At 66.9% G+C, this 15,364-nt stretch carries 11 protein-coding genes and 1 pseudogene; 8 read left to right on the forward strand and 4 right to left on the reverse strand.

Going from position 1 to position 15,364, the window contains the following annotated elements:
- Positions 1 to 3 precede the first annotated feature (3 nt).
- Together AC1VAN_RS00415 and AC1VAN_RS00420 are read left to right on the forward strand one after the other, a co-directional pair.
- The gene (locus AC1VAN_RS00415; protein WP_032975390.1) at positions 4 to 1,071 is read left to right on the forward strand and encodes an acyltransferase family protein; all 1,068 of its coding nucleotides are present in this window, start codon (positions 4 to 6) and stop codon (positions 1,069 to 1,071) included.
- Positions 1,072 to 1,430: 359 nt separating this feature from the next.
- Positions 1,431 to 4,475, forward strand: a complete 3,045-nt coding sequence (locus AC1VAN_RS00420; protein ID WP_480985065.1) for an autotransporter family protein — start codon at positions 1,431 to 1,433, stop codon at positions 4,473 to 4,475.
- A 288-nt stretch (positions 4,476 to 4,763) separates the two neighbouring features.
- Here the strand turns inward: AC1VAN_RS00420 and AC1VAN_RS00425 are convergent, their stop codons facing one another.
- Positions 4,764 to 5,186: a hypothetical protein gene (locus AC1VAN_RS00425; RefSeq protein ID WP_032975393.1), complete on the reverse strand. Its 423-nt coding sequence runs from the start codon at positions 5,184 to 5,186 to the stop codon at positions 4,764 to 4,766.
- 372 nt (positions 5,187 to 5,558) lie between these two features.
- Between AC1VAN_RS00425 and AC1VAN_RS00430 the strand changes: the two genes are divergently transcribed.
- From AC1VAN_RS00430 to AC1VAN_RS00445, 4 genes are all read left to right on the forward strand, one after another.
- Positions 5,559 to 6,599, forward strand: coding sequence for a S41 family peptidase (locus tag AC1VAN_RS00430; RefSeq protein WP_480985066.1), 1,041 nt, complete (start codon positions 5,559 to 5,561; stop codon positions 6,597 to 6,599).
- Positions 6,600 to 6,601: 2 nt separating this feature from the next.
- A complete protein-coding gene (locus AC1VAN_RS00435; RefSeq protein WP_032975448.1) occupies positions 6,602 to 6,940 on the forward strand; it encodes a hypothetical protein in 339 nt (112 codons plus the stop codon).
- Between the two features lie 63 nt (positions 6,941 to 7,003).
- Positions 7,004 to 7,417: a helix-turn-helix domain-containing protein gene (locus AC1VAN_RS00440; RefSeq protein ID WP_235189909.1), complete on the forward strand. Its 414-nt coding sequence runs from the start codon at positions 7,004 to 7,006 to the stop codon at positions 7,415 to 7,417.
- 34 nt (positions 7,418 to 7,451) lie between these two features.
- A complete protein-coding gene (locus tag AC1VAN_RS00445) occupies positions 7,452 to 7,886 on the forward strand; it encodes an SseB family protein (protein WP_032975394.1) in 435 nt (144 codons plus the stop codon).
- A 57-nt stretch (positions 7,887 to 7,943) separates the two neighbouring features.
- Here the strand turns inward: AC1VAN_RS00445 and AC1VAN_RS00450 are convergent, their stop codons facing one another.
- Both AC1VAN_RS00450 and AC1VAN_RS00455 read right to left on the reverse strand, forming a co-directional pair.
- Positions 7,944 to 9,164 (reverse strand): multifunctional CCA addition/repair protein, encoded by a 1,221-nt coding sequence (locus AC1VAN_RS00450; protein ID WP_032975395.1) that lies wholly within the window; start codon positions 9,162 to 9,164, stop codon positions 7,944 to 7,946.
- A gap of 89 nt (positions 9,165 to 9,253) precedes the next feature.
- On the reverse strand, positions 9,254 to 11,239 hold the full coding sequence (locus AC1VAN_RS00455; protein ID WP_480985067.1) for a transglycosylase SLT domain-containing protein: 1,986 nt from the start codon (positions 11,237 to 11,239) through the stop codon (positions 9,254 to 9,256).
- 151 nt (positions 11,240 to 11,390) lie between these two features.
- Between AC1VAN_RS00455 and AC1VAN_RS00460 the strand changes: the two genes are divergently transcribed.
- Together AC1VAN_RS00460 and AC1VAN_RS00465 are read left to right on the forward strand one after the other, a co-directional pair.
- Positions 11,391 to 11,798, forward strand: coding sequence for an ExbD/TolR family protein (locus tag AC1VAN_RS00460; protein WP_025878672.1), 408 nt, complete (start codon positions 11,391 to 11,393; stop codon positions 11,796 to 11,798).
- 369 nt (positions 11,799 to 12,167) lie between these two features.
- On the forward strand, positions 12,168 to 15,032 hold the full coding sequence (locus AC1VAN_RS00465; RefSeq protein ID WP_032975398.1) for a TonB-dependent receptor plug domain-containing protein: 2,865 nt from the start codon (positions 12,168 to 12,170) through the stop codon (positions 15,030 to 15,032).
- A gap of 79 nt (positions 15,033 to 15,111) precedes the next feature.
- On the opposite strand, the pseudogene AC1VAN_RS00470 reads toward AC1VAN_RS00465, so the two are convergent.
- A pseudogene (locus tag AC1VAN_RS00470) lies at positions 15,112 to 15,364 on the reverse strand (ferric-rhodotorulic acid/ferric-coprogen receptor FhuE); the annotation flags it as partial.

The following is a 15,364-nucleotide window of genomic DNA, read 5'->3' on the forward strand; positions in this document are numbered from 1 at the left end:
ACGATGAGCAGCGCGCCGCCACGCCGGTTGGGCTCGATCGACGCCCTGCGCGGCATGACCGTGGCGGCGATGCTGCTGGTCAACAACCCAGGCGACTGGAGCGCGGTGTTCGCACCGCTGCGCCATTCCGACTGGCACGGCTGTACGCCGACCGATCTGGTGTTCCCGTTCTTCCTGTTCCTTGTTGGCGTGTCGATGGCCTTCAGCGTGGCACCGCGCGCGCTGGATGCGGCCGCACGGCCTGCGCTTGCACGTGGCGTGCTGGAACGCGCGCTGCGCATCGCCGTTGCCGGTGTGCTGCTGCACCTGCTGGTGTGGTGGGCATTGCACACGCACCATTTCCGCATCTGGGGCGTGCTGCAGCGCATTGCGCTGTGCGCGGCCGTGGTGGGCGTGCTGGCGGTGTATGCGCGCCCGCGCGTGCAGGCGGCCGCGCTGGTGGCGCTGCTGGTGGGTTACGCCGCGCTGCTGCTGGGCGTGGGTGACCTGGCGCCGTGGACCAACCCGGCCAGTCGCCTGGATACCACCTTGTTCGCGCCATGGATCTACCAATGGCAGGCCGATACCGGTCTGGGCCATGACCCGGAAGGATTGCTGAGCAGTCTGGGCGCATTGGCCAGCACCGTGCTGGGCCTGCTGGCAGGTGGCCTGCTGCGCAGTGGCCGCGCCGGTGCATTGGCCGCGCTGGGTGCGGTCACCGCCGTGCTTGGCCTGCTGCTGGCAACCGTACTGCCGCTCAACAAGCAGCTGTGGACGCCCAGCTACGTGCTGTGGACCGGTGGCCTGGCCGCGCTGGCATTGTGGCTGGGCCACCTGCTGATCGACCGCAAGGGATGGCCGGCACTGGGCCGGCGCTTCGGCGTCAATGCCATCACCGCCTATCTGGGTGCCTCGGTGATGTCGGTGATCCTGTTGGCCACCGGCGCCTGGAGTTGGGTCTGGCAACAGTTGGCCGCAGCAATGCCACAGGCGCTGGAGCTGGCCTCGATGCTGCAGGCGCTGGCGTTCGTCGCGCTGTGGTGGGGCGTGGCGTGGTGGTTGGACCGACGTCGCATTTATCTGAAGATCTGAGCGCGGACGAAGATCGTGGAAAACGGCCCATCCACGCATGGCGTGGATCTACTGGGCATGGCCCATCCGTGTGTGGTGTGGCGCCACGGTTCATCCACGCGTGGCGCGGATCCATGGCCCATCCACACGTGGCATGTCTGCTGTAGATCCACGCCATGCGTGGATGTTCCATCCGGGCGATGGGAAATGAATCGGTTCATCGACATGCGGGCTGCGTGACTGCTTCCCGGTTTCACAACGAAAGCGTGACCGACTGCCGATAAGTTCACCTATCGAAACCATTCATGGCAGGGCAGACTGCATCAGCAGTGTCGTACAGAGCATCCGCAGTTCCTGATCCCCCGACCCAGGAGTGCTGTATGTCCCATGTCGTCCCGCGCGGGTTCCGCCAGCACCGCTTGACCGTTTCCCTGCTGCAGATCCTGGCGATGCCCTCGCTGCTCGCCCTGTCCGCCCCTGCCGCCTGGGCAGGGTGCGATGCAACGGCTCCCGTGGCCGGGCAGACCGTCACCTGCAGCAGCACCGCCCCCAATCCCGAGACAGCAGCCATCAGCGCCAGTGGCGCGACGGGCATCACCGTGAATGTTGGCAATGGCGCGCAGCTGCAGCAGGCCGGCGCGGGCAGCGCCGTCTCCCTGCTCGGCGCTGGCGGGCACGTGCTCACCAATCTCGGTGCCATCAGCTCGGCGAGCGGTACCGCGGTACAGCTTGGCGGCGGTAGCCGCGTCGACAACACCGGCRGCATCAGTTCCGGCAGCGGTATCGCACTGCAGTTCAGCGGTGCCGGCGACAGCGAACTGGTCAACCGCGGCACCATCAGTGGCAGCAGCGGCGTGCAGTTCGGTGCCGGCAACGATCGTCTGCAGATGCTGGCCGGCAGCATCAGCGGCGGCGTGCAGCAGGGCGATGGCAACGACGTGCTGCTGCTCAGCGGCGGCACCATCGACAGCCTCGACCAGGGCAATGGCGATGACCAGCTGACCGTCAACGCCGGCACCATCACCGGGCTGGTGACGCAGGGCAGTGGCCGCGATGATTTCGTCATGACCGGCGGCACCATCGGCGCCCTGCAGCAGGGCGACAACATCGACACCTTCCGCATGAGCGGTGGCCGCATCGTCGGCGCGTTCGAAGATGGCGACCAGGCGTGGATGACCGGCGGCCGCATCGGCCGCGTCAACATGAAACTGGACAAGAACCTGTGGGACATGTCCGGCGGCACCGTCGACGGCAACGTGGTCACCGGCTTCGACACCGACACCATCATCATCTCCAACGACGCCTACATCGGCGGCAACATCAGCGTCAGTGGCGGCGCCGACAGCGTCACCATCACCGGTGGCACGGTGCGTGGCCAGGTGCTGCTGAGCACCGGCAACGACACCTTCAACTGGAATGGCGGCGGCATTGTCTACGGCGCCATCGACATGGGCCCCGACGATGACGTCGCGACCCTGGGCAATCTCAACCAGGCCAACCTGGGCGCTGTACCGCTGTTCGATGGTGGCACCGGCAGCGATCGCCTCAGCTTCAACAACGTCAAGACCGCTGGCGTCGGACGCTTCCAGAACTGGGAAGCGATCAGCCTGGCCAGCAGCACCGAGCTCACCTTCGATGGCGACCTGGTGCTGGGCGACAGTGCCACCGGCACCGGCAGCTTGAACGTGGACGAGACCAGCACGCTGTTCGGCGGTGGCGGCAACCATGCGATCCGTCCCTTCGCGGCAGCTGCGCTGGTGAACATGGTCAACGCCGGACGCATTGATCTGACCAACAACAGCGGCGCCGGCGATGCCTTCACCATCCGTGGCAACTACCGCGGCGACGGCGGTGGCGTGTACCTGCAGACCGTGCTGGGTGCAGACGACTCAGCCAGCGACCGCCTGGTCTTTGATGGCGGCAGCGCCACCGGCAGCACCGGCCTGGGCATCATCAACACCGGTGGCGGAGGAGCGGCCACGCTGGTCGACGGTATCCTGGTGGTGCAGGCGCTGAACGGCGCAACCACCGCGCCAGGCGCGTTCTCGTTGTTCGCACCGGTCTCGGCCGGTGCCTACGAGTATTTCCTGTTCAAGGGTGGCGTCAGCGCCGGCACCGGCGAGAACTGGTACCTGCGTTCGACATTGGCGGCCGGGCCGACGCCCGCGCCGAACGGCGGCGGCGAAGTACTGCCGCCGCCACCGCCGACGCCACCGGTGGCGCCACCGCCGCCGATTCCCCCGGCACCCCCACCGCCGCCAGAGGGTGCCATCGATCCGGACCTGACCGCAGGCGAGACGGCACCGCCGCCACCGCCGCCGGAACCTGCGCCCGTAGCGCCGCCCAGTGATCCACCCGTACCGGACGTGCCGGTGGCCGGTGGCAGCCTGCCCGGTACCGGTTCGCCGCCGCCCAGTGCGGGGGCAAGGCCCGCCGCGCCGAACGAGAACGGCCTGGTGCCGCTGTACCGCCTGGAGACCGCGGCCTACGCCGTGGTGCCACCGCTGCTGCGCGAGACCTCGCTGGCCAGCCTGGGGACCTTCCATGAGCGCCAGGGCGAACAGCGCCTGCTGTACAACCAGGGCGCCTTCCGCACGGCATGGGGACGGCTGGTCGGGCAGAGCAGCGAGATCCACTGGAAAGGCGATGCACGGCCCGGCTTCGATGGTGACGTGATGGGTGTGCAGGCAGGCCTGGATGTGTGGGCTGCCAGCGGTGACAGCCACCGCAACCAGATCGGCGTGTTCGTCGGCCGCACCCGCGCCGATGGCAGGATCACCGGCCTGGCCGTGGGCTGGGACAACGTGTTGGTCGGCCAGAGCCGGTTGGACGACAAGCACGTGGGCCTGTACTGGACGTTGACCGACAGCAGCGGCGGCTACATCGACGCGGTGGCGATGCAGAGCCGCTACGACGGCCGCACGCGCTCCTCGCGCGGGCTGGGCATCGACCTCAAGGGCGACGGCACCACGCTGTCGCTGGAAGCGGGCAAGCCACTGCTGCAGTTCGGGCAGTCATCGTGGTGGCTGGAACCGCAGCTGCAGGTCATCTGGCAGCGCAGTTCACTGGATGACCAGCGTGATCTGGTGTCCACCGTTTCCTTCGACAACGACAACGCCTGGACCGGCCGCGTCGGCCTGCGCCTGGCGGGCGATTACCAGTTGGCCGACAACGGCTGGCAGCCGTACTTCAAGTTGAACTACTGGCATGGCCGTTCGGGCGAGGACCGCATCCTGTTCGACAGCGACGCGATCATCAATTCGCAGCGCTCGCGTGCTGTGGAGGCCGGTGTCGGCGTGGTCGGGCGCTTCAACCGCACGATCAGCGCGTATGCCGTGGCCGACTACACCCGCGAGGTTGGTGGCAGCGACAACGGCAAGCGCCGCATCATCGAAGGCAACATCGGCCTGCGCGCGGACTGGTGACGACCTCCGCTTGGGTGGGTGTCGACCTTGGTCGACACGAATCCAACCGACGCCATGACCCGCTCTGGTGGGTGCCGACCCAGGTCGGCACGAATCCCCCCGGCGCCATGATCCGCTCTGGTAGGTGTCGACCTCGGTCGACACGAATCCCTCCAGCGGCATGACCCGCTCTGTTGGGTGCCGACCTGGGTCGGCACGAATCCCTCCAGCGCCATGACCTGCTCTGGTAGGTGTCGACCTCGGTCGACACGCCCTGGCTACCAATCAAGCAATCCCAACGCCGCTGTATTACAACGGCGTACGCCCCAGCAACGCGCCCGCGTGATCGGCCAGCAGCTGCACCGCGTGCAACAGCCCTTCCTCCGTCAGCGGCGGGCACTGCGCTTCCGCGTCGTCCAGTTCACGCGCTGCCTGCGTCGCCAGCAGCACACCCCCCAGCGCCGACAACGCCAGCAGGCAGCGCGTGGTGCAGGCCAGATCGCGCGCCCGTGCCGGCGTGATGCGCAGTTCCGTCCACGGCTCGCCGTCAGCGGCGTGGCAGCGCGTGACGTCGCGCAGCCGCTTGAAGAAGGCGGGCGTGGGAGCAGCTTCATCGGCTTCGGCCAGCGCGTCTTCCAGCGCCTCGGCGGTGGCGTTGGGCAGCTGCAGGTCGGGCAGGGCATCGCCCAGCAATGTGTGCAGGCGCGGATAGGTGGGGTGGAGCGTGGTCATGGCAACAACCTCACAGGGCTGGGCCACCTGCGGAATGCAAGGTGGCGGGCGGTGCGGGTTGGCGTGCCGGTCAAGAGCAAAGAAGAAGCCGACGGACCCAAGGGTCCCCACGCACCGCCCGCCATGGACCGGCAGGTGGTGCATTGTCGCGAGTGCCTGCATCGAGGCAATCGGTCATCTTTGCTCATTGATTCAGGACGCCAATCCCGGCCGGCGCAGGTGGCGCCGGCACAGCGACCTTCGCGCGTTTGCCAGCGTGCCGACATGGGCAAAGTTGTAAATCGCAGTCCGATCCTGACGTGCCTGATGCGACACGCCGCGCGGCGGCCAAGGCGTTATGCTTCGCCTTCATTCAACGACAGGGAGATGTCGATGCGGAACAGCAAAGGATTGCCGGGACGTGCCCTCCTCATCGCCRCGCTGCTGGCARCGACCGCYGCCACTGCGGCYGACRCCATCGAGATYCCMTCACCCGCCGCRCAGGCACAGCTGCTGGACATGCTYGAACGCGAGGCGCTGTACCGARGCAGGGTCGAYTGGCCWGYCACGCGCACGCGSYTGAAGGAYGCGCAGGGCGATCCGGCCAAGGTCCGGACCGTCCTGGCCGAGGCCATCGGTCGCAGTTCAGGCGGTCACGGCAGCTGGATGACCCCGCAACGACAGCAGCAACGCGTGGAGCGTTTCGCCCGCGAAAACGCCACCGCTGCTGCCCGCAGCGAAAGCGACGCCACTCGCGCACGTGACCCGCGTATCGGCCAGGTGCTGATCGAGGGCTATGCGGCAGACCCCGGTGCGCCGCCGCAGCAGCTGCAGCAACAGAACATCCAGCGTGCGGTGCGTTGGCAGAACGCCATCCGTGAAAAGGACAGCACGCCTCGCTGTGGCTGGATCGTCGACCTGCGCGACAACACCGGCGGCAACATGTGGCCGATGCTGCTGGGCGTTGCGCCGCTGCTGCGCACTTCGGCGATGGGTATCGAGGACGTGGGCTCATTCGAGACCGCCGACGGTCCGGTACGCTGGCAGACCACTGCCAGTGGCGTGCGCATGGGCGAGGCGACGCGCCTGGATTTCGGCCAGCCCGGCTATCTGCCCCGCCAGGTTGGCGCGCCGGTGGCGGTGTTGACCGGCCCGCGCACCGCCAGTTCCGGCGAAGCGACCGTACTGGCGTTCCGAGGCCGGGCGCAGACCCGCAGTTTCGGACAGCCCACGGCGGGTGTATCGACGGCCAACGTGGTGCGCCGGCTGGTGGACGGCAGCGCGTTGGTGCTGACCACCAGCGTCATGCGCGATCGCAATGGAAATGGCGACGGGCGGAAGATCGCGCCGGACCAGGCCACCGTCGGCGATGCCGCCACGGTGGCGGCGGCCGAGGCCTGGCTGCTGGCCCAGCCCGCCTGCAAGGAGGGCTGAACCTGCTGCTGATCGGCCAACACGAACGGGTGCTGATTGTCGGCCCCACCGAATCGCACCACTGCCTGCGCTGCCAGACCGAAACCGAATTCGCCCCGCAGCTGCGCTACAGGATGGCGCGCATCGACCTGCTGTTCGGCTTCGTCTACCAGCGCCGCTACGAGCTGGCCTGCACCGGCTGCGAGCACGGCTGGGTGCTGGATACCGAAAGCATGGACCAGCAGCTCGGCGGGGTGCCGATCCCGTTCCGGCACCGCTTCGGCCTGCCGGTGATGCTGGTGGTGGTGGCCGGGCTGGCGGTGGCGGGGTGGATGTGGCGGCATGGACACGGTGGGGGCTGACCGTATAACTGAAGTGCTGCGTGCGGCTTATGATCTGGTTGGCGCTTGTACTGCGGAGTTTCCATGAACATTCGTCCTGTTCGCACAGAAGTCGACTACCAGAACGCGTTGCGCGAGCTGGAGGCCTATTTCGAGAACGAACCTGCGCTGGATAGCGAAGAGGGAGATCGTTTCGAGATTCTCGCCACCTTGGTGGAGGCCTACGAAGCGAAGCACTATCCGATCGAGCTGCCGGACCCGATTGAAGCGATCCGCTTCCGCATGGAGCAGGGCGGTCTGACCGTCAAGGATCTGGTGCCCTCGATTGGTCAGCTCAACCGCGTATATGAGGTATTGAATCGCAAGCGCGGATTGGACCCTGGAGATGATCCGCAATCTGCACCGCAACCTGGGCATTCCGGCGGAAAGCCTGATCGGCCGCTGAGGTCGATTCCGCTGCGGAACGAGGTGTACGTAGCCGGATGCCGGGCCTGCTAAAGTTGCAGCCAGCAACCACGTACCGGAACCGACCATGGACCACGAAACGCCGTTCGAACCCGCCAACGACCTGGAAGTGCGCCTGTTGCAGGCCCAGGATGGAACCCTCACGGCCTCGCAGTTCCTTGACGGCCTGCTGACCGCGCCGGTGTTCGTGCTGCTGGACAAGGCCATCGGTGAAGACGGCGCTTGGGACGAGAGCATTTCGCCGCTGGTGCTGACCAGCGAAAGCGGCGAGCCGATGTTTGCGGTGTTCACCGCGCCCGAGCGCGCGGAGATCTGGCACGAGCAGCTGCCGCAGTTTGCCCACGCCATGCCCATCGCGGTGCATGCACTGCTGTCGGGCATCGGTGAGGGCGTCGGCCTGGTGCTGAACCCCGGCCTGGACGTGGGCATGGAGATGATCCCCGATGCGGTGGAGCAGCTGAAGCAACGCGCGGCGGCGATCACCCGCGGGAAGGCGCACTGATAGCGCTGTGGTTGCCTGCCAGCGGCCGGCACTACCGGTAAAAGTGCCGGATAAGCATCAGCGGGCGGCGGCGATCGCCCGTACACGCGCCTTGGCCAGCGCCTCACCAATGGCCGGGCCTTTGAGGTGTGTGGTGTCCAGGTCACGCGCCTGCACTGACAGCGCCGCCCGGTGAAGGCGCTTGAGTGTTTCGCCCTGCGGGTAGTCGCTGTCCTCGAAACCGAGCCGGCCGCGCTTGTCGGCCTCGCAGCACAGCGCGATGCGTGCCACCCGCTCCGGCCGGCGCAACGCATCGCAGCGGCCCAGCAGTTCCAGCACGGTGGCATCGCGCAGTTCGTCGATGCGATGCACGTTCAGATGCTCGCGGCAGACGGCCTCGGCCAACTGCTGGTGCTCGGTCGGAATCTTCAGGCGCGCGCACAGTGCTTTCAGCGGTTTGATGCCGCGCTGCTCGTGCATGATGTGGCGCGGCCATTCCTCGGCCGGGGTCAGGCCCTTGCCGAGGTCGTGGGTCAGTGCGGCGAAGCCGACCAGGTCATCACCGGGCGCCAGCTTTGCCGCCATGTCGCTGACCATTTCCTGGTGGATGCCGGTGTCGACTTCCGGATGGAATTCCGCGCGCTGCGGTACGCCGTACAGCGCTTCCAGTTCTGGCAGTATCGGGCCAAGCGCGTGCGCGTCGTGCAGGGTGCGCAGGAACGCCGATGGGCGCTCGCACACCAATGCCTTGCGCAGTTCCTGCCACACACGTTCCGGTACCAGCGCGTCGAGCTCGCCACTGGCGGCCACCTCGCGCATCAGCGCCATGGTTTCCGGCGCGACGGTGAAACCGAGCGAGGCGAAGCGGGCCATGAAGCGCGCCGCACGCAGCACGCGTAGCGGGTCTTCAACGAATGCGGGACCGACATGGCGCAGCACGCGCTGCTCGAGGTCGCGCGCACCGCCATAGGGATCGACCAGCGTGCCGCTGTCTTCATCGCAGGCGATGGCATTGATGGTGAAGTCGCGGCGCTGCAGGTCTTCTTCCAGCGTCACCGCCGGATCGGCATCGACCACGAAGCCGCGGTAGCCACGGCCGGATTTGCGTTCGGTGCGGGCCAGCGCGTATTCCTCGCCGGTCTTCGGGTGCAGGAAGACGGGAAAATCACGGCCCACGGCGGTGTAGCCCTGCGCTTCCATCTGCGCGGGCGTGGCGCCGACGACGACCCAGTCACGGTCGCCGGCAGGGCGCTGCAACAGGCGGTCGCGCACGGCGCCGCCGACAAGATAGATCTTCATGGGGGGATGATGGCACGGTAGCGCCGGGCGTGCCCGGCGGAACACATGGCGTTCGCCGGGCATGGCCCGGCGCTACCGATACCACGTGATCAATCGCCGCCCTGGTCGGCGTTGGCGGCGCAGGTGAAGGCCTTGCGCTTGTCCACCAGGCGGCCCATCAGGCGGTCGCTCAGCGGCAATGCGTCGCCATTGAGTCGCCAGTCGTAGATCACGCTGAAGGCCAGCACGCGGGCGACATACTCGCGCGTTTCCTTGTAGCTGATGGTCTCGATCCACAGGTCCGGATCGAAGCCCGGGCGCTGGGTCTGCCAGCGTGCGGTCGGCGTCGGGCCCGCGTTGTAGGCGGCGATGGTCACGTAGGGCAGGCCGTCGTACTTGTTCATCAACTGCCGCAGGTACGCGGTGCCGATGGCGATGTTGGTGTCCGGGTCGTACAGGCTGTCAGCGCCGCCGTAGCCGGTCAGGCCGATGGACCTGGCCACGCCGGCGCCGGTCGCCGGCAGTACCTGCATCAGGCCCATCGCATTGGCAGGCGAACGCGCGCGCGGGGTGAAAGTGCTTTCGGCGCGGATCTCGGCGGCCACCCAGGCCGGGTCGATGGCATTGCGTGCTGATTCACGGCGGATCGTGGCGTCGTGGTGCAGCGGGAAGCGCAGGTCGTACAGGCGTTGCTCCTGCGGCTGCTTGCCGAGCGCGAACACCGCGCGGTCGAACCAACCGTTGTCCTGCGCCACGCGCACGGCGAGGCGACGCTGGGTGTCATCGAAGCGCGACAGCGCATTGTTCCATTCGGCCACCGCCCAGCCGGCGCGGTCGATCTGGTAAAGCGCCATCGCCCGCTGGATGGCCGGATCGCGGGCCACCGCAGCCTGCGCCTGCGCGCTGTCGTTGGGCTTCCACGGGCACAGCGTGTAGGGCTGCTGCAGCTTGTCCGCAGCGAGGAAGCCATGGAAGGTCGGTGCGCGCGCGGCTTCGCGGAACAGCGGCTGCGCCTGCTGTGCCTGGCCGGTCTTTTCCAGCATGCGGCCTTCGAAATAGCGCCAGCGCGAATCGTTGCGCTGGGTCGGGCCCATCTTGCGGATCGCCGCCAGCGTCGCCGGCCAATCGCCGCGCGACATCGCTTCGCGCGCGCGCCATTCGTGCAGGCGCTCGTCATAGGCCGCATCGGGCACGGCATTCAAACGGCGAGCCGAGTCGGGCAGGTACGACGCCACCGTCCACAGGGCGATCTGGTAACGCACCTGGCCCTGCTGTTCGGCGCTCAGGCMCAGCGCCTGCGCGTACTGCGGCAGCTGCTGTTCGGTAGCATCCGGGTCGGCCTTGGCCAGCTTGGCCAGGCCGTCGGTGGCGATGCGCCGGCTGCGCTCGTTGCGCGGCCAGTTCAGGGCGCTGGCATTGGGCTTGTCGACGAAGGCCGCGTAGGTGTTGGCCAAGGCCAGATCACTGGCCGGCAGGCCGCGCGCGGCCGAACGCATCACCGCCGGCTGCTGTGCATCGGCAGCGGCATCGATGCGTTCCCAGCGCAGCGCATCGCTCATGCCACCCTGCGCCTGCAGCACGGCGAACACGGCGTCGCAGGCATCGGGCAACGACTTGCCGTTCTTGCGCCACAGATCCTGGGCTTCACCGATCCACTGCGGGTCCAGCTTGCCGGTGGCCTGGCGCGCTGTCAGCTGCGCACAGCGCAGGCCGAGGTTGTCRGTGGGAGCCCAGTTGGCCAGCAGCGTCGGCCAGTCCTGGCGGCGCGCGACAGAGGGCAGCCAGGCGCTGCGGAAGCTGTTGGCCACGGCCTGGCCCTGATAGCGCTTGAGGAAGGCCTGTGCCTGCGCCGTATCGACGGTGTCGATGTTGCGCCGCAGGTTGGCGAACTCCAGCCAGCCATACGCGGGATGGCGGCTGAGCGCGGCGGCCTGGCCGGGATCGAACTGGCCACGTTCGGCGGCGGCGATGGCGGCCTTCAGCTGGGCGTTCTGGGCATCGAGGGACTGGGCACTCGCGCAGCCGATCAGCAGCGTGGTGGCCAGCGGGAGCAGGGACAGGGCGGTCGAAGATCGTCGGGTCATGGCGACCAGCATAGCGGGCAGTGGCTGAATTCAGTTTCGCATTGTGTACACGGCCGAAGACGGCAACGACAGCTGAATGATGGTGGGATCCGCACTGCCGCGAGGGCGGTTGTGCGGCGTAGGTTTGGGCTGGGGCGACCGGCCCTGCTGCAGGGAGCGGCACATGGCATTCAGTAGCGCAGGAAGAAGCGGCCCGCTGGCGGACATCAACGTCACGCCACTGGTGGATGTAATGCTGGTGTTGTTGATCATCTTCATCGTGACCGCGCCGATGTTGTCGCGGCCGATCAACGTGCAGTTGCCGCAGGCCACCGATCGCGTGGTGGATCGCCCCGAACCGCCGCCGCCGATCGAGCTGCGCCTGGATGCGTCCAGTCAGTTGAGCTGGGACGGGCAGCCGATGGCCATCGGTGATCTGCAGTCGCGCCTGCAGGCGCAGGCCAGCGAGCATGCCGGTAACCTGCCGGAGCTGCGCATCAGCACCGATCCGTCGGCCGAGTACGACGGCATGGCCAAGATCCTGGCCGCCGCCGAAGCCACCGGCATGCAACGCATCGCGTTCGTGCAGTGAGTGGATCACGGGTGCGGCCTTCCCAAGGGAAGGCCGCACGTGTACCGGTAGCGCGGGGTCATACCCGGCGGCAGACCTGCGATGCGCGCCGGGCTTGGCAGAGACCTCTTCGACACTTCGCCGGGCATGGCCCGGCGCTACCGTGACCCCGGCGGGAATGAGCCAGCGCTACGGCGATGTTGTCGTACGCGCATTCTGGTGAATACGTAGGCAAATGACGTTATCTGCTTTCAGAATCGTCAAATTCGCGTGAAAGAGTGTCGGGCATCACGCCGCGATGTTTACCGCTTGTTTACAAAGGAGACGCTGCCGCCATGCAGGGGGGAGCGCGGCAGTCCATGTCCCGACATTCCTTTGGAGAGAGAGCGAATGAATTACCTGCATCACCGCCCCTTGGCGGTTGCCGTCGCGCTGTGCGTGACCGCACTGGCCCCGTTGGGGGCTGCTGCCCAATCGGCCACCACCGACCTGGATCGCGTCGAAGTCACAGGTACCCGCATCAAGCGCGCTGAAGTGGAAGGCCAGGTGCCGGTCCAGACGCTCAACCGCGCCGACATCGAACGCACCGGCCTGACCTCGATCGGTGAAGTGCTGCAACAGCTCACCGGCTCGGGCTCGGCGCTCAATGCCAAGTTCAATTCGTCGGGCAACTTCGGTTTCCCACCCGACGGCAGCGGCGTCGGCGCGGGTTCGGCGCAGGTGGACCTTCGCCATCTCGGTGCCAAGCGTGTACTGGTGCTGGTCGATGGCATCCGCTGGGTCAATGAATCCTCGGCCTCGGGCGTGGGCTCGGCCACCGACCTCAACACCATCCCGCTGGCGATCGTTGAGCGCATCGAAGTGCTGGAAGACGGCGCATCGTCGCTGTACGGCTCCGATGCCATCGCCGGTGTGGTCAACATCATCACCCGCCGCGATTTCGATGGCGGCCAGGTGACGATGAACTACGGCCAGTATGGCAAGGGCGATGGCACGCAGAAGGGCGTGGACCTGGCCTGGGGCAAGAGCGGCGACCGTTACAGCCTGTTCCTGGGGGCAAGCTGGACCAAGCAGGACCCGGTGTATGCGAAGGACCGCGAGCAGTCGCGCTTCCCGATCCCCGGCACCGGCCTGGCCTTCGGCAGCGGCGGCATTCCGCAGGGGCGCTTCGCCTTCGTCGATCCCAACACCGGTGCCGAACAGGACATCGTGCCCAACACCGGCGTGAGCAGCCCGCGTTACGACGGCAGCGCCGGCTGCAACCGCACCGACGACTACCACTGCTTCACCAGCGCCGATCGCTTCAACTTCGCCGAATACAACATGGTGCTGACACCGTCGGAGCGTAAGGGCCTGTTCGGCCAGTTCCGGTTCGACATCACCGACAACGTGCAGTGGTACGTCAAGGCACTGGGCAACCGCCGCGAGTCGACCAACCAGGCCGGCCCGGAGCCGCTGTTCTTCGGCCCTGATGGCGCCACCGGCAATCCGCTGGCCGACAACATCGTCGTCTCGGCACTGAACCCGTACAACCCGTTCGGCTTCGACCTGGTGTCGTCGGGCAACATGAGCCTGATCGGCCGCCGCCCGGTGGAAGGCGGCGCGCGCGTATTCGAACAGCAGGTGGATACCACGTACTTCGCCACCGGCCTGGTCGGCAACTTCCAGGCCGCTGACCGCAGCTGGTACTGGGACGTCAACGGCATGTACAGCAAGAACAAGGCCGAGCAGACCAACTACGGCAGCTACGACATCTACAACGTCAACATGGCGCTGGGCGATCCTGCGGTGTGCGCGGCCACGCCGGGCTGCGTACCGCTGAACATCTTCGGTGGCGCCGGTTCGATCACCCCGGACATGCTGCGCTGGATCCAGCCGGTGGTGCGCGACCGCAGCCAGAACGAGCTGAGCCTGTTCACCGCCAACCTGTCCAGCGATCTGTTCACCCTGCCGGCCGGCCCGGTGTCCTTCGCCACCGGTCTCGAACATCGCAAGTACAAAGGTTCGTACCAGCCTGACCCGCTGACGGTGATCGGCCACTACAACGGCGTACCGTCGCAGCCGACGTCCGGCTCCTACGACGTCAACGAAGCGTACCTGGAGCTGAGCGTGCCGATCTTCGCCGACTCGGCACTGGGCAAGAAGCTGGACCTGAGCCTGGCTGGCCGCTACTCGGATTACTCGACCTTCGGTGGCGAGTTCACGCCCAAGTACGGCCTGCGCTGGCAGGTGACCGATGACTTCGTGCTGCGTACCACCTACGCCGAAGGCTTCCGCGCACCGTCGATCGGCGAGCTGTACGGCTCGGCTGCGCGTGCTGACCTGCAGTTGTTCGATCCCTGCTCGGTGGGCCTGGGTGGCACACCGCCACGTGGCAGTGCGGCCAACTGCGCATCGCTGGGCGTGCCGACCGGCTTCCAGCAGGCCAACTCGCAGATCTCGGTGACCACCGGCGGCAACCGCGAGCTGGAGCCGGAGCGGTCGCGCAGCTTCAGTGCCGGTTTCGTGTGGAGCCCCTGGTTCGGCAACGATGCATCGTGGTCGGAGCGCTTCGACGTGGAAGTGACGTTCTACCGCCACAACATCGATGGCGCGATCCAGGCGATCAACGCGCAGACACAGCTGGACCTGTGCGTGGATACCCTGGACCCGATCTACTGCGACGGCATCACGCGTGCCAGCACCGGTGCGGTCAGCAGCTTCAACAACCGCCTGACCAACCTGGGTTCAATCAAGACCGACGGCTGGGATGTGGATCTGTTCTGGACCCTGCCGCAGAGCTCGATCGGCCAGTTCAAGCTGGGCTGGAAGAACACGTTCGTCGGTCGCTATGAGGCCACCGGTGCGGCCGGCCAGCGGCAGCCGCAGAAGCCCGGCGTGGAAGTGGCTGACAGTTCGATTCCGGAATGGACCAGCAACGCCAGCATCGGCTGGACGCTGGACAACTGGAGCGCCAACTGGACGGTACGCCACATTTCCGAACTGACCGAAGACTGCGGTGACGCCGTGGCGTTCCCGGTGTGCAGCAACCAGGCCGCCGGCACCAACACGCTGTCGGCCACCACCTTCCATGACATGCAGGTGGGCTACAAGATCGACTGGATGAAGGGCCTGCAGCTGACGGCGGGCCTGAACAACGTGTTCGACAAGGACCCGCCGATCTGCCTGTCGTGTTCGTTGAACGGCTATGACGCCTCCACCTACGACATCCCGCGTGGCCGTTACTGGTACCTGCGCGCGGACCTGCGGTTCTGATGTGGGTACAGCAGCGCCGGAGAGATTCCGGCGCTGCTGTTGCCGCGGTAGCGCCGGGCCATGCCCGGCGACGTTTTCTTCAGAACGACCAGGTAAACGTCAGCGAGCCGTTGCGACCATCGCCATACGCACCGTAGCCATTGATCTGCGAGAGGTACTTCTTGTCCAGCAGGTTGTTGAGGTTGGCCTGCACGCTGAACTCCGGCGAGATGCGGTAGCGCACGAAGGCGCTGACCAGTGCGTAGCCGCTCTGCTCGATGCGGCCATAGGCCGGCACCGGGTAGTAGATGCGGTTCTGCCAGTTGGCACCGCCGCCGACAGTCAGTTCCTGC

The organism is Stenotrophomonas sp. 05L44_2 (genome assembly GCF_056665995.1).

Coding starts and splice junctions, on each gene's coding strand:
- AC1VAN_RS00425 (WP_032975393.1), bottom strand. CDS start 5,186: ATGACCACGCTCCACCCCACCTATCCGCGCCTGCACACATTGCTGGGC.
- AC1VAN_RS00450 (WP_032975395.1), bottom strand. CDS start 9,164: ATGAAGATCTATCTTGTCGGCGGCGCCGTGCGCGACCGCCTGTTGCAG.
- AC1VAN_RS00445 (WP_032975394.1), top strand. CDS start 7,452: ATGGACCACGAAACGCCGTTCGAACCCGCCAACGACCTGGAAGTGCGC.
- AC1VAN_RS00460 (WP_025878672.1), top strand. CDS start 11,391: ATGGCATTCAGTAGCGCAGGAAGAAGCGGCCCGCTGGCGGACATCAAC.
- AC1VAN_RS00440 (WP_235189909.1), top strand. CDS start 7,004: ATGAACATTCGTCCTGTTCGCACAGAAGTCGACTACCAGAACGCGTTG.
- AC1VAN_RS00465 (WP_032975398.1), top strand. CDS start 12,168: ATGAATTACCTGCATCACCGCCCCTTGGCGGTTGCCGTCGCGCTGTGC.
- AC1VAN_RS00415 (WP_032975390.1), top strand. CDS start 4: ATGAGCAGCGCGCCGCCACGCCGGTTGGGCTCGATCGACGCCCTGCGC.